Raw genomic sequence first — 13497 nt, 5'->3', positions numbered from 1 at the left:
TCGACCTTGCCGATTGCGTCCTCTTGCTCGCGCCACCAAGCGTCTAGGTTTGCGCCGGACTTCACGAAATCGGTTACATCATGGCTGGGCAACCTGAACACCTGGATGTTATCAAACTGCGATTGCCATTTCTCGACCATGTTCGAACCGGCCTCGTCGCCGTCCGGTATCAAGACCACACACTCGAACTTCTGGACCAGCGCTTTTAGCTCGTTGCTGATGGCCGTGTTTGATCCAACCGCTGCGACCGATAGCCCGAGCTCTTGAAGCACCAGGCCCGCGTCGAGCTCACCCTCGACTACACAAAGCGTCTTATCATCCACTGGCAGGAAGTAGAGGTCTTTGCTACTGCCACCGACAGCCTTATATCTTTTTTCTTTGCCTTGTGGCTTCAGGCGTCGGACGTTGACACATACCACCTCACCGTCCACGAGCCAGGGGATTGTTATGCCTGCTGCAACTTTCGACCCCGTCGTGCCAAACAGTCGCCCGTTTAGCTCATTGTATCCGAGGCGCATTGTCTTGATTGTGTCATTGCGCAGGAGCCGGCCACGCAGGTATTCAAGCGCCTGTTTCCCCTTATCGGTCCACAGCCGCGCCTCGCACTCCCTGACGAGCTTATCGGCCAGCTTCGCCCAGGCGAGACGCTTCTGTTGCTCTTGTTCTTGGGATAGTATCGGCGTCGTCCTGGGCGGCTGCGTCTCACCGAGGTATTGTTTCGCTTCGGGGAAGCTCATACCCCGCCTCTCTTGCAGGTAGGAGTAGATGTCGCCGCTTTTGTCACATTGCCGGCATGCCCAGCGGCCTTTCCCGTTGTGGTCCGGCTGGACTCTGAATCTGTCCTTACCTCCGCAGAATGGACACGGGCCATGCCATTCCCCGCCCGATGTGCCCGACACCTTCTTCAGCTGTATGCCGTCACGGCGCACCTCATCGACTAGATTCATAATCCCCCCCTCGCCATCGCGATTTGGCCGAAGACCGTCAGAAGCGCAACGTCCAGAGCTTGGTCCAACGTCCTGTCAACGAGCTGTTGGTCAATGTCCACCGGCGTGCGGCGTTGACAACCGTGAGCTGGCTGCTCTATGTTGCTTATACACAGATTGCTTGGGGCCGACGGAGCGCTGACTAGCGAAAACAGTGCCCCGCGCGGCCTGCCTTTTTGGCTGGTCATTGCGCCGCCTCCCGTCCGAGCTCCGAGATCGCCTGTCTCTCGCACGTGCTACCTCGACTCGACATGCTGCTGCTCATAGGTCCTACCCTCCCCCGCCCCGTCTCTCCATTGGCACATGCCCGTCCTTGATCATCTCTTCCATGTCCTTACGACGAAAACGTATGGTACGGGAGTCACCAATCCTGACAAAGGGCAGCGCGTGCCTTTGCACCCTCTCATAGATCGATTTAACGCTCAGGCGGAGATAGTCCGCGACTTCGCCCGCGGTCATAAGTTCTTTACTCATCACGATTTCTCCTGTAATTATAATTTGTGACGAACTATGCTTCACTCGCCATGCGAGTCCGAATAGGAGACTATCAAACTATATTGTCCCGTGTCAAGTGGCAAATAATGCCCTTGTAGAGCCAGAACATCACCGAGAGAGAAAATATGAGATACGTGCGAAATGAATTATTACACGTCGTTGAGACGACGCCTATCCCTGAGTTGCTGCGGTTGCTTGACGACCAGAGGAACCTGCCAGACTCCAAGTCCAAATATACGAAACGAGAAACAACACTACTGTGGCGGCATATTCGGCAGATACTGGACAGCAAATTCGAAGAGCCGGATGATATGCCTGCTTCATACTCCTTTACGGGATACGAGCCAGTGGAGATGCTGGAGGACCTTTACCGTGATCGCGCCTTAACTCAATGCGATAGATACTTCCGCTGGGACGCCATAAGAGCGATGCTCAACGCCCGGCTCGTCCCGCCCACACACAACGACCCACTCCTTTTTTCCCTTGAGTTGATCCAGACCTCTATCTCCAGCTATCGCCTTCGTCCTTTGCTTGAGCACGAGAGTAGCCGTATCTTGCTGAAGGCGATAAGGAAGCGGCTACCTCCATCAATACGCCGAAGCGAGAAGTCGCTTTACATCTTTTGGAACGAATATATTAAGATCCCCAATCCCTTCGACCGCAACAGAAGACCATCTTTGAGAGTATACGAACTGGGCCGAAACAGCTTCAGACAGGTTCTCAAGAGTTTCAACGAAGACCACATCGAGCCCAGAACGGAAGATGCAAAGTGGATCACATCCGATGGTCGGATCGACGATCCCTATTATCCCATCAAGCTCTATACAGCACATTACATGTGCGAAGGCGAATTCCTGCCACCCACCAAGCTCGACCAGATAGGCAACAGGGATTACATTGAAGTCAATCTCATCGACGCGTTACTCAATTTCATGCGATTTCCACCCCGAGGCACACCACGCAGGTTGGCATGGCGTAAGTGCGAGGAATGCGGCCATTTATTTTGGGAGATTCGCGCCTCGGACCGCTTCTGTTCAGACGACTGTAGATACGCCTGGCATAACGATCGTCGCAAAGCTAAGAGCCAACAGGAGGATGAGCACCATGCCTAATGAGAAACGCACCACGAGAGAAAGAGGACTCTTCAAGCGAGGCAGGATCTGGTGGGTTTGCTACAAAGATTATCAAGGCAATTATCGCCGTGAATCAACTGGTCATACCTCCAAGAAAAGAGCAATGGAGTGCCTGGCAGCGAGGCGTGTCGAGCGGTCTGACTACAAGTTCCATGGGAGAAAGCCGCCTTGTGACTTGACATTTCGGCAGCTCTGCGACCGATTTCTTAAGTGGTCAAAGAGTGAAAAAACAGCAGCCTCGTATGAGCGGGATCTCAGCTTAACGGCCAATCTCTGCAAAGTGTTTGGAAAGCGACCTGCAATTAGCATAACGCGAGAAGACCTTGACCGCTATCGTATGGCGCGCAAGCAAGAGGTGAGCGGCGCCTCTGTCAATCGTGAGATGAGCTGTTGCCGCCGTGTCTTCAACCTAGCAATCGCTTGGGAACTGCTTGAGCACAACCCCGCCTCGCATATTGGCATGTTCACCGAAACCCGGCGTATGAAGTTCCTGCGAATAAAAGAGCAACGACAGTTGCTTGTGGCCTGTCGAGAGAGCAGACAACCTCTATTGTATCCGATAGTCGTATTGGCACTGACGACAGGTTGTCGTCGAGGCGAGCTCATGGCATTGCGATGGCGGCACCTTGACCTTGCGAGCAAGACCTTAACCGTCGAGACATCCAAGAACCACCTTCCCCGGACAGTCCCCCTATGCCCCCAAGCCGTGCATATATTGCAGGGGTTGCCACGTGGGGCTGAGAACGACAAGCTGTTCCCCGTTGGTGACATCAAGAAGAGCTATGCGGGTGCCTTGCGACGAGCAGGCCTTGTGGGCTTCACCTTCCACGATTTACGGCATACCGCAGCATCAACGTTGGTCAATCAGGGCGTTGATCTGCTCACTGTCCAGCGGCTACTCGGACATGAGAGCCTTGCCATGACATTGAGATATTCACACCTGACAGACCGTAAGCTTCGTGATGCCGCGAATCAGATGCCGGACATTGTGTCGCAAGACGGTATGTCCGCAAGTGAGACAAGCGTTGGCCGCGTGAACGAAAAGACACACTGACAACACACTACATTTACTGGGCGTTCGCTTGTAGGCTATATGGCTGGTCTGCGAACTATGCCCTCAGGCCTTACAAGCCGGGGGTCGCAGGTTCGAATCCTGTTCCGCCCAAGCCATTTAGCCGCCTTCCCGGCGATTTCACCTCTGAGTCGCCGCCGAATTCCTATAGCCGCACGAGCGCTCACGAGGCGCGACGAGAGAAGACCTTACGCAGCAGCATCTGCGCAAGCCTAAAGCTCAAAAACAGACCCTTTCTGACGATCGACGGCCGGACAAGCCTTCGCACATAGCATAGATACTTAAGCCACGAATGTTCGGAGACGCCATAGTGTCTTGCGACGGAGGAAACAGGCGGGAAACACCTCCCCCAGAAGCGCCTCAGCCTTAGCGAGGGCTTGATGTCGCGGCGCAGCAGGGAGGTGAAAGCGAAGCGCTTGACGTCGTCGGGGCGGTCTCTGATGAACTCCATGGCGATGGTGGACCAGTCATGGGCGTCCGGACCATCCCCGGGGCGAAGACCGTCAAGGACTTCTCTCGGGACTTGGGTGCCGAGCAGAACCTCCGCCAGTCTGAAGTAGCTGTAGCAGTATCCTTCTATACTGGAAAACGAGGCGACACGGTGAAACTCCGACCAGTCAAGGTCCCCGCCGTCGCTACGGATTATCGCATTAATGTCGCACACGGACTGCATAGTCAAGAACGAGCCGTTCCAGACCTCACGTGTGAAATCATGCTGCGCTGTGTGCAGGCAGACGTGATAAAGCCGGTGCTCAGCCGACGGGACCAAGACCGAGCTCTTGCCGAACTTGTGAGGCCTGGCCAGCTCCCATAATCTCGCATCTGCGGACTTGAACTTACCGCTCAGCCGCCAGTGCAGGTCAAGCATTATGGTCTGCCCAGAGGGATTCACTCTGACCAGAGGCGGAAACGTCTTGTCTCCCTCCCTGCGTTTTCTAAGCATGTCTTGCCTGGATTTGGGAACCTCGAAGCCCGCCTTCATCAAGCTTTCTGCGGCTTTTTCCAGATCATTAGGCCGAACCAAGAAATCGAGGTCCCCAAACAGCCTCAGGCCGGGGGATGAGTAGTTCAACATGGCCACGACTGGACCTTTCAAGAGCATCGCATCGACCCCGCTCTCGCTGAAAACATTGATTATCGAGGGGAGCTCACGAGCCAATACCCAGAACTCGTTCCGAACTACCGCCGACAAGAGCAAAGCGTTGTATTGCTGCAAGAGGTCGGCCGGAATGACGGTTTGGTCAGCAAACGCCTTGAGGTTGAACGCAATGATGTGGCCGAGTCTGAAACGATCGCACATCTCCCCGAAGCGAGCCCAGTTGGGCTTGCCAGCAGCTATTTCAGTTACGCGATTCCTGTCCGTCTCGTCCAGCTCGCGGCGCAGCAGCAGAAGTAGCAGCTCCTCCTCTGGCCGAAAAACTCCTCTGAAGGAACGCATCCGATTGTGGCGCCTCGTCACAAGAACTTAGGTGAATATCGAACAAGAGTAGCCGCCGCGAAACCACGACTCAACGTAAACATTATCGTTGTGGGGACGCGACAAATTAACCCACAAAAGTAATACTACATTCCCCCTGAATCGCAAAGCCGAAACTGCTGAGGAGTGTCGTATTCCGAAGCGCTGGTGTTACGGTCCTCGAATCGCTGTGCTAGGGTGTCTCAGGCCGCCATGAACCAGTCCATATCGAGACCGTGCCCCCAGAAGAGGTATGGGCCAGTGTTGTGGTGCCACTGGCTGTTCTCGGCTCTTAGAGGAAACAGCCAGCCTGGGCAATGCTCGCCCCACACCTGGCAGAGCTCGTCCCCAACCGGCCGGCAGCGAAGAAGTGCCTCTGGGCGAAGCTAGAGGTTTGAGCTAGAGCTTCTCCCAATCGGCTTTATCGATTCTGGCTTGCCGTAGTATCCTGACGAGCAGATCTTTGCCTATATCGCTCCTATGAGGGTTGGGGGTACGGAGGGTGACGTCATCTTTGATCATGAACAGGTGCTTTCCTCCGGAGAATGGTCCCTTGAAGCCATATTGGCTCAAGTATCCGATAAGGTCCTTTCGCTTGATCGGGCCCAGCCGAGGCATCAAACCACTTCTTTCACAGCCAGCAGGAGCCCATTGACAGTTGGCAGGGGGATGTTCTTGGACACGCGGAACAGTATCCATTCCTCCAGAACCTCCTCCAACTCATCGCGGCAGCCTTCGAGTGTTTGAGCATTGGCCCAAACGCCGTCAAATCCGGGTATCTCGCCGTAGAAAGTGCCGTCGTCGGACAGAATCTCATACTTGGCCGCTTTCATGGCCGCTTTAATGTAGTTCGTCAGCATTCCATTCAAATACCACTTCTGCGAGATTCGAGCAAGCATCAATAATGGGGAGTTTCCGTAAAGCAGAGACGGACGAAAAAGGAAAAAGGGGGAAGGGCGGGCAGGACACCCGACACCGGCACGGCGGCCATGCCCTGCGCGCTAGCGGTGTCGCACGCCTCCAAGCAGCCTGGCGATGGCAGAGAACAGCTGGTCGAGCCGCATATAGATGAAGCCGAACGTGTAGAACAAGAATCGAGGTTTTTGGTGCAGCCGCGAGCATTTTGCACAGAGACTGATCTGGCTGAGGTCTCGTTTGACCATGGCATCTCGCATCGCTCGGAGCCTGTCTCCGTTCCAGACATCCATAAGCGATTGTGTCTTCAGGTCGCCCACGACGCACTCGGCCTCGAGGTCACGACAGCAAGGGACAACGAGGCCATCGCACGTTATAGCCAAACTTGTCCAAAGGTGTGAACACGGCCTCCAGCGCCTCGGCACTCGGTGCGCCTCGCCCAAATCCTCGTGGGCTGTTGCGAAGGCTCCCGACCAATTGTGAATCTCAAGCGAGCTGAAGCCCTTGACGGGGAAGCCGTGGAAGAGGGACTTGAGCTCCCTCATAGCTCTGGCCCTCTCCCTGTGCGACGCGCCAGAATCTGAGACTTCCTTGATCCTGACTATCGGTCTTGCGACGTTCAGCTCGGCTTTAACCTTAAGGAGTCCCAGGATGTTGGCATAGACCTTCTCCCAAGATGCCCCGAGGCGCACCTTCTCGAACGTCTTTTTGTCCGCGCAGAAGTCCAGGCGTATCGAATCCAGGCCCGCCTGAATGAGTCGTCGGCTAATCGGTGGCGAGAGGAGGGTCACGTTGGTGGAGAGCGTGGTCTGTATGCCCGCCTCCTTCGCCAGCCTTATCATCTCAAAGATGTTCTCTGCAAGCAGCGGTTCCCCGGCAAGATGGAGCGTCAAAAGAAGTGGCGGCGCCTCGTTGAGTTTCTCGAGGACCTGTCGATATAGATCGATCGTCATCTCGCCCCGTTCGCGTGTCAGACCCTCCCCTGTGGGGCACAGCGGACACTTGAGGTTGCAGCGATTTGTGGGCTCCAACCAGACGAAGATCGGCGCATAGGAAAGCCGCGTTCTGCCGAACTTGTAGGCCCAGAGGAACTTCGCAAGTCGTGCTGCGTATCTGCCCAAGTTACCAACCCACTAAAAGCTGTAACATTATTTGCCTGATCGTTTTGATGGCGGTAGTTTAATCGGAAGACACGCCGCATCAAAGTGATTCTTGGGCGAGACGCAAACTTGAGTGCGCCGAGAACATACAGAGTGACTGTGTTTGGTGTCAAGGGTTGCTTGTGCAATGTTGCCAGGGTTTTTGGTCTCGGATTATAGCATTTAGGATTGTGAGCATTCGGCGCATGACGGCGGTCAACGCGAGTTTTTTGGGCTTGCCGTTATCGAGGAGTCGGCGATAGAAATCGCGTAGTGTAGGGTTGTTCGTTGAGGCGCTTAGGGCAGCCATGTAAAGCGATGCTCGGACGTGTGCTCGGCCTCCGGAGACAAAACGTTTGCCACGGCGTTGGCCGCTCTCGTGAGCGAAGGGAGCCAAGCCGGCCAGTGCAGCGATCTGTCGTCGTGATAGGTTGCCGAGTTCGGGCAGTTGAGCAATTAGGAGATGGGCCGTGATGTCGCTGACACCGGGCACAGTTTTCAGGAGTTGTTCATTCGCACGCCACATCGGGCTGTTGCGGACCTGCTGCTCGATCTTCTCATCAATCTTCTTCATCTGCTTGTCAAGCCAGTGTATATGAGCTTCGATGTTTCGGCGGATCAACTTCGCACGAACGGTTTTCAAGCGATTCTGCTCGGCCACGCGATTATGGAGCAGTTGGCGTCGCCGTGCGAGCAATTTGGTCAGCATAGCCTGCGCCTCGCTGGGGAGTTTTCGAGGCGAGGGTTGAATTTTAAGGCCGAATTGAGCGATGCTCTTGGCGTCGATCGCGTCGGTTTTGGCGTGTTGTCCGAGAGCCTTTGCGAAGTCTCGGACCTGCTTGGGATTGACAATTGCGACTGGGATGTTAGCCTTTGCGAGGACGGTTGCGGGCAGGTTTTGGAGGCCGCCGGAGGCTTCCATGACGGCGAGGGTGATGCAGTCGGGGAATGGAAGATTCTTAATGGACAATAACAGTATCCTGTTAAAGGACATCTCCGAGCTGGTAACGGTCTCGCAGTCCGGCGAGCGCTGCAAACGAGGCGCGGGGTTGCGGGAGCTTGAGACCGTTCACGGAGGGGCGGTTGCCATTTCGGGCGACAAGATCGCCTGGGTGGGGCCCACGGCCGAGCTACCGGACGAGTTCCGCGAGGGTCCTGGCAAAGCCATCGATTGCCGCGGCAAGACCGTGCTGCCGGGGTTTGTGGATTGCCACACTCATTTTGTGTTCGCCGGCTCGCGCGAGGAGGAGTTTGCGGCACGATGCGAGGGAAGAAGTTACGCCGAGATCGCGGCCGCTGGCGGAGGCATCAAGAGCACAATGAGAGCAACTCGCGCGGCCGCGTTTGAGGACCTCTTGGAGACGGGGCGGAAGCGCCTCAACCAGATGCTTTTATTTGGGACTACGACTGTGGAGTGCAAGAGCGGCTACGGCCTCGACCTTGAGACAGAGGCGAAGATGCTGAAGGTCATGGCGGAGCTCGGGGGCATCCATCCTATCACGGTTGTCCCGACGTTCCTTGGGGCCCATGCGGTTCCGGACGGTATCTCGCGTTCTCGCTACCTGGCAGTAGTTCTGGAGAAGATGATCCCTTACGTGGCAGAGCATCGGCTTGCGGAGTTCTGCGATGTGTTCTGCGACGAGGGCGCCTTCACCGTGGACGAATCGCGCTTTGTTCTTAATCAGGCCAAGCAGTTCGGGCTGATCCCCAAGATACACACTGACCAGTTTGCCTCGATAGGTGGTTGCGGAGTGGCGGCCGAGGTCGGGGCGATTTCAGCGGACCATCTGGACGTGGCCCGTCCGCGCGACATCGAGCTCTTGGCCGCAAGTGACATCGCGGGAGTCTTGCTGCCAGGGTGCGTGTTGTTTCTCGGTCTCTCCAAATACGCCCCAGCGAGGAGGATGATCGACTCGGAGCTCCCAATCGCCCTCGCCACGGATTTCAACCCCGGCTCCTGTAATGTCCGTTCCATGCCGCATATCATGACGATCGCCTGCACCATGATGCACATGCATCCTTACGAGGCGATCGCCGCCAGCACACTGAACGCGGCCTATGCACTTGGCAGGTCGGACCGAATTGGCAGCATCGAGAGGGGCAAGATTGCAGACCTTGTCCTCTGCGACGCCCAAAGCGCTGTAGAGATTCCCTACCAGTTTGGCGTCAATCTGGTGAATACCGTTATCAAGGATGGTGTGATCGTCGTCCGCGACGGCCAGCTGGTGTGAGCTAGTGGACGATGAGTCGCTGATAAAAGAAGCCTTACACGAGGCACGGAGTGCATTCGCGGAGGGTGAGGTCCCGATAGGCGCCGTCGTGGCAAGGGACGGCCAGATTCTGGGTCGTGGCCATAATTCCAAGGAGAATCTCTGTGACCCCACAGCGCACGCGGAGATACTGGCGCTTCGTCAGGCCGCCCAGTTCACCGGCAGTTGGCGGCTGACAGGCTCGACTCTATATGCGACTGCCGAGCCGTGCCTCATGTGCCTCGGTGCGGCGCTTCAGGCAAGGGTGGGCACGATAGTCTTTGGCTGCGAGGAGCCGAAGTTCGGGGCGGTCCGGCTGCTTGCCCGGGACAGTATTGTCAAGGCCGGCAATCACGCGCTTATCGTGCGGGGTGGCGTTCTTGCGCAGGAGTGTGCAGAGATACTCCGCGACTTCTTCGAGACTAGAAGGCCGTGAGCACTGATTGTACTTCGGGCGAACAGATCATTTCACCCTAGATTTGCACAAGAATCTTGGCAAGGCATTCAACCATGCCCCTATAATATATATAGACGACCGCGTCAGACCGCTCAAGCAGCAGACCATCAAGACCGCGTGCTAGTCCAATACGTTCTCAATCGGAGAGTAGTGCCAGAGCAAGGGATAAGCCGGATTCTGTTCCCGCCGGCGATTACCCGTCGGCGGGCGGCGGCCATTTATCTGGGACGCCGGTTCCCCGACGCCTCCTGCGACCCACCCGGGGCTCGCGCGGGCCGCGCTCAAACGCCCCTGTATTTGGTCTTGCTCCGGGCGGGGTTTACCTAGCCAGCCCGGTCACCCGAGCCGCTGGTGAGCTCTTACCTCACCGTTTCACCCTTGCGTTCGCCTCACGGCGAGTTCGCGGTCTGCTCTCTGTTGCACTTTCCGTGGGGTTTCCCCCCCTGGGAGTTACCCAGCGCCCTGCCCTGCGGAGTCCGGACTTTCCTCCAGCACGTGAAACACGCGCCAGCGACCGCCTCCCCAACTCTGGCGAGGCGCAAACCTAACCTAAAACTCTCCAGGGATCAACTACTCCAAAACCACCCGATAATCAGATTGATCGTTTCTGAAGTTGAGCTCTGAAGCTGGCTGCCACATAGACACGGGAGTTCATGTCGACGGCCGAGTTGCTGCTTCTTTCACCTAACGGGTGCGAACGGAGGGGTGCAGGCTGTAATCCCCGATAGGGGATACCGTGGGTAGCCCGTGCGTGCAACGCAACGGGGAGAGGGATTGTGGCGCTATTCGCACCGTCAGGCTACGCCTGCGGCTACCCATGGTCTGCCCTTCGGGCACGAGCTTCTGCCCTCCAGCCGCGAGGCAGCCGCAACGTTCCCCGCTCCAGTCTGATTTCTGGGGGACTCCCGAAGAATCAGGCCCAGCCATGCGTTCTGCTCTCACTAAGGTGCCCGTAGCAGAGCGGCTCGACTAGCGGAAACTCTCCTAAGAAAAAAGTGCTTGACATGGCAGCTATCTTGTGTTATAGTTAGATTTGTGGGGGTTTTGGGCGAGCTGAACTCTGCGCTACAGGGGCAAGCAGCGAAGAGCGTTTGGACGGAGTTGCCTCTTGAAGCTCCGTTTCGTGTAATGTGCTCCTAGTGCTCTCGAAGTTCACTCCTGCTAGTTGGCTCGCCCAGACTCTCCCCACTTAGAGTTTTCTTAGGTTGCATGCGAAGCAGCCTGATAGATGAAGGCGAATAGCGAAAGGGGTAATGCCTAGAGAATAAGGCCCAGCGCACGTTAATCACCAAACAGCAAATGGCGAGGCGATGAGTTGTTTTGTCACCAGCCGGAAACGTCTAATGTCAACGGCGCGTCTATGCGCACAGCCTATCGGCGCCGCCGGCATTGGCAAATCACAAAGACAGGAGGTCTTTTTGATGAGAAGCAAACTTGTTTTCACACTGCTGATTTCAGTCGCCTTGGCCGTCGGCCTCGTCGGCTACGGCACAGCAGCAGACTATTACGTTGACGCAAATGCGACCGGCGATGGGCACGGTGACAGCTGGACTAACGCGTTCACCGCGATTCAGGAGGGGATCGATGCGTGTTTGGGCACATCGTCCGACACCGTCCACGTCGCGGAAGCCACCTACACCGAGAACATAACCCTCAAGAGCTACGTTGAGCTTCTCGGCGGTTATCAGACTGGCGGAACAGGCGATCGCGACCCGGAGACGTTCGTGACCACTATTGACGGCAGCGGGGCAGGGTCCGTCGTGACGGTCCAGCAACTAAGCGGCGTCACCATCGACGGTTTCACTATCACAAAGGGCTCAGCCGCAGTCGGTGGCGGGATATTCTGGTTCAGTGCTTCCGGCACGATCAGTGGATGTATCATCACCCTCAATACGGCTGACCAGTCGGGCGGGGGGATATGGTGCGCCACCAGTTCTCCCCTGATTTCGAAGTGCACGATCTCATGGAATGATGCAAACTACATCGGAAGTGGCGGAGGTGGGATCGCGTGCTGCGATGGCAGCTCAGCGAGGATCGTGGACTGTGACATTTCGTATAATATGACTCTCGGAGCCGGAGGGGCACTGCGTTGTTACAGCGGGGCCTCTCCAACACTCTCCAACTGCGCGATCCACCACAACACCGCCGCCGGCGCAGCAGGCGCATTTATCAACGCGGATAGGAGCGGCTTGACGGTGCAGAACTGCACGGTCGCCGATAACGGAGCGGGAGGAATATACTGCCGCACTACATCTCGAGCAAAGGTGACAGATTCCATCCTGTGGGCGAACGGCGGGGTCCAGCTTGGTGGTGACGGTGGATTCACTATCTCGTACTCCTGCATCGAGGGAGGCTGGAAGGGCCGAGGCAACATTAGCGGCGACCCGCTCTTTGTGGCAGGGCCACTGGGTGATTACTACTTAAGCCAGACTGCGACTGAGGAGAAAGAACAACAATATGACAGCCCTTGCGTCGATGCAGGCACCGGCACAGCGGCGAGCTGGGGGCTGGACACTTACACGACGCGAACGGACGCTGTTTGCGACAGTGGCACGGTGGATATGGGCTACCACTATGAGGCGACGGCCGACAGAGACGAAGATGGCGTGCCTGATGCTGAGGAAAACTGCCCGGACGTTCCTAATACTGATCAGGCGGACGGCGATGACGATGGCGTCGGCGACGTGTGCGACAATTGCCCCGACGATGCGAACGCCGACCAGGCGGACGCAGATAACGATGACATCGGCGACGCGTGCGATGCTGATGACGACAATGACACTATCCCTGATGCAAACGACAACTGCCCGAAGCATGCCAACACCGACCAGGCGGACGCTGACGAGGACGGCGTGGGCGATGCGTGTGACAACTGCCCGAACACCTACAATCCGGGTCAGGCGGACGCCGACGGAGATGGCGTCGGCGATGCGTGCGAAGAGGGCGGCGCTGACTGCGACATTGACGGCGACGGGGCCGAGGATGACTTGAACGACGTTGGCGCATACATCAAGACGCTGGGACTGGATGTTCTGCTCGAGGTAAAACTCGTTGGGATCCTCAAAACAGCCCAGAGATACTTCGACAAAAACAACGATGACGCGGGTTGTGGCCAGCTGGTGAAGTTCATGGACGAGGTAGATGGGGCGGGCGAGCATGCAGAGGACCTTAGCAAGGCTGTATGCTGCATCAACGACAAAGAAGGAGGTTTGGGCTGTGAGAACCTTACTGATTGGTGTTCAGAATGAGATAGCTAAATACGATTGAAAGGGGCTGATCCCTTAAGACAAAGAGGTTGCGCATAGGCGGGCGCGGGGCATGTAGGGGCGGCTCACGAGCCGCCCTAGCCTCATCGCATCGAACGCATAAAGGGGCGATTTGACATCTCGTCGCGCTGACGTTTTCTGGAGGTTGGCGACAAACGCGCGGGGCATGTAGTGGCAGGCCTTGTGTCTGCCCAGTTCGGAAAACGTGGTAGGCCCTCGAAGAAGGGCGGAGACAAGCCCCGCCCCTACACGACGGGGATGTGTTTGAACGCCATTTTATTATCATAACTGGACAGGGCAGGCACGGTGACCTGCCCCTACACGATGGT

Annotated in this window: 13 protein-coding genes and 1 other RNA gene; 6 read left to right on the top strand and 8 right to left on the bottom strand. The window is 56.6% G+C overall.

From position 1 onward, the window contains the following. The 3 genes from VM163_00990 to VM163_00980 all read right to left on the bottom strand — a co-directional run. On the bottom strand, positions 1-947 hold a 947-nt coding region (locus VM163_00990), incomplete at its 3' end, for a primase-helicase zinc-binding domain-containing protein (GenBank protein ID HUT02453.1). After that, on the bottom strand, positions 944-1174 hold the full coding sequence (locus VM163_00985; GenBank protein ID HUT02452.1) for a hypothetical protein: 231 nt from the start codon (positions 1172-1174) through the stop codon (positions 944-946). The genes VM163_00985 and VM163_00990, both read right to left, overlap by 4 nt. Positions 1175-1256: 82 nt before the next feature. Then, a complete protein-coding gene (locus VM163_00980; protein HUT02451.1) occupies positions 1257-1460 on the bottom strand; it encodes a helix-turn-helix domain-containing protein in 204 nt (67 codons plus the stop codon). A gap of 146 nt (positions 1461-1606) precedes the next feature. Here VM163_00980 and VM163_00975 point away from each other — a divergent pair, with 146 nt between their 5' ends. After that, complete coding sequence (locus tag VM163_00975; protein HUT02450.1) at positions 1607-2593, top strand: hypothetical protein; 987 nt, start codon at positions 1607-1609, stop codon at positions 2591-2593. Next, positions 2586-3668: a tyrosine-type recombinase/integrase gene (locus VM163_00970; protein ID HUT02449.1), complete on the top strand. Its 1083-nt coding sequence runs from the start codon at positions 2586-2588 to the stop codon at positions 3666-3668. Before VM163_00975 ends, VM163_00970 begins: the two co-directional genes overlap by 8 nt. A gap of 181 nt (positions 3669-3849) precedes the next feature. On the opposite strand, the gene VM163_00965 is transcribed toward VM163_00970, so the two are convergent. The 4 genes from VM163_00965 to VM163_00950 all read right to left on the bottom strand — a co-directional run bounded on the left by VM163_00965 (position 3850) and on the right by VM163_00950 (position 7178). Then, positions 3850-5124 (bottom strand): nucleotidyltransferase family protein, encoded by a 1275-nt coding sequence (locus tag VM163_00965; protein ID HUT02448.1) that lies wholly within the window; start codon positions 5122-5124, stop codon positions 3850-3852. A 417-nt stretch (positions 5125-5541) separates the two neighbouring features. Beyond that, complete coding sequence (locus VM163_00960; protein ID HUT02447.1) at positions 5542-5760, bottom strand: type II toxin-antitoxin system HicA family toxin; 219 nt, start codon at positions 5758-5760, stop codon at positions 5542-5544. Continuing rightward, positions 5760-6002 carry a type II toxin-antitoxin system HicB family antitoxin gene (locus tag VM163_00955; GenBank protein HUT02446.1) on the bottom strand — a complete coding sequence of 81 codons (243 nt, stop codon included), beginning with the start codon at positions 6000-6002 and terminating at the stop codon, positions 5760-5762. Before VM163_00955 ends, VM163_00960 begins: the two co-directional genes overlap by 1 nt. Before the next feature lie 141 nt (positions 6003-6143). Beyond that, complete coding sequence (locus VM163_00950) at positions 6144-7178, bottom strand: radical SAM/SPASM domain-containing protein (GenBank protein ID HUT02445.1); 1035 nt, start codon at positions 7176-7178, stop codon at positions 6144-6146. Positions 7179-7659: 481 nt separating this feature from the next. Between VM163_00950 and VM163_00945 the strand changes: the two genes are divergently transcribed. The 3 genes from VM163_00945 to VM163_00935 are packed head-to-tail and all read left to right on the top strand — an operon-like array spanning position 7660 to position 9881. Further along, complete coding sequence (locus tag VM163_00945; GenBank protein ID HUT02444.1) at positions 7660-8169, top strand: hypothetical protein; 510 nt, start codon at positions 7660-7662, stop codon at positions 8167-8169. Further along, on the top strand, positions 8159-9427 hold the full coding sequence (gene hutI / locus VM163_00940) for an imidazolonepropionase (GenBank protein ID HUT02443.1): 1269 nt from the start codon (positions 8159-8161) through the stop codon (positions 9425-9427). The genes VM163_00945 and hutI overlap by 11 nt, the downstream gene beginning before the upstream one ends. A 4-nt stretch (positions 9428-9431) precedes the next feature. Next, entirely contained in the window at positions 9432-9881 is a 450-nt protein-coding gene (locus tag VM163_00935; protein HUT02442.1) for a nucleoside deaminase, read from the top strand. Positions 9882-10053: 172 nt separating this feature from the next. Here the strand turns inward: VM163_00935 and rnpB are convergent. After that, positions 10054-10432, bottom strand: an RNA gene (gene rnpB / locus VM163_00930) — RNase P RNA component class A. Positions 10433-11323: 891 nt separating this feature from the next. On the opposite strand from rnpB, the gene VM163_00925 reads away from it, so the two are divergent. Beyond that, the gene (locus VM163_00925) at positions 11324-13150 is read left to right on the top strand and encodes a thrombospondin type 3 repeat-containing protein (protein HUT02441.1); all 1827 of its coding nucleotides are present in this window, start codon (positions 11324-11326) and stop codon (positions 13148-13150) included. The last annotated feature ends 347 nt before the right edge of the window (positions 13151-13497 follow it).

It is taken from the genome of bacterium, assembly GCA_035527515.1.
GTDB lineage: Bacteria > B130-G9 > B130-G9 > B130-G9 > B130-G9 > B130-G9.
The sequence above is the reverse complement of the archived record's forward strand: the minus strand, read 5'-3'. Positions and strand labels throughout refer to the sequence as shown.

What these genes read in the sequence shown, in the direction of transcription:
- VM163_00925 (HUT02441.1), top strand. Translation starts at nt 11,324, where the DNA reads ATGAGAAGCAAACTTGTTTTCACACTGCTGATTTCAGTCGCCTTGGCC.
- VM163_00970 (HUT02449.1), top strand. Translation starts at nt 2,586, where the DNA reads ATGCCTAATGAGAAACGCACCACGAGAGAAAGAGGACTCTTCAAGCGA.
- VM163_00955 (HUT02446.1), bottom strand. Translation starts at nt 6,002, where the DNA reads ATGCTGACGAACTACATTAAAGCGGCCATGAAAGCGGCCAAGTATGAG.
- hutI (HUT02443.1), top strand. Translation starts at nt 8,159, where the DNA reads ATGGACAATAACAGTATCCTGTTAAAGGACATCTCCGAGCTGGTAACG.
- VM163_00960 (HUT02447.1), bottom strand. Translation starts at nt 5,760, where the DNA reads ATGCCTCGGCTGGGCCCGATCAAGCGAAAGGACCTTATCGGATACTTG.
- VM163_00945 (HUT02444.1), top strand. Translation starts at nt 7,660, where the DNA reads ATGGGCCGTGATGTCGCTGACACCGGGCACAGTTTTCAGGAGTTGTTC.
- VM163_00965 (HUT02448.1), bottom strand. Translation starts at nt 5,124, where the DNA reads ATGCGTTCCTTCAGAGGAGTTTTTCGGCCAGAGGAGGAGCTGCTACTT.
- VM163_00985 (HUT02452.1), bottom strand. Translation starts at nt 1,174, where the DNA reads ATGACCAGCCAAAAAGGCAGGCCGCGCGGGGCACTGTTTTCGCTAGTC.
- VM163_00975 (HUT02450.1), top strand. Translation starts at nt 1,607, where the DNA reads ATGAGATACGTGCGAAATGAATTATTACACGTCGTTGAGACGACGCCT.
- VM163_00980 (HUT02451.1), bottom strand. Translation starts at nt 1,460, where the DNA reads ATGAGTAAAGAACTTATGACCGCGGGCGAAGTCGCGGACTATCTCCGC.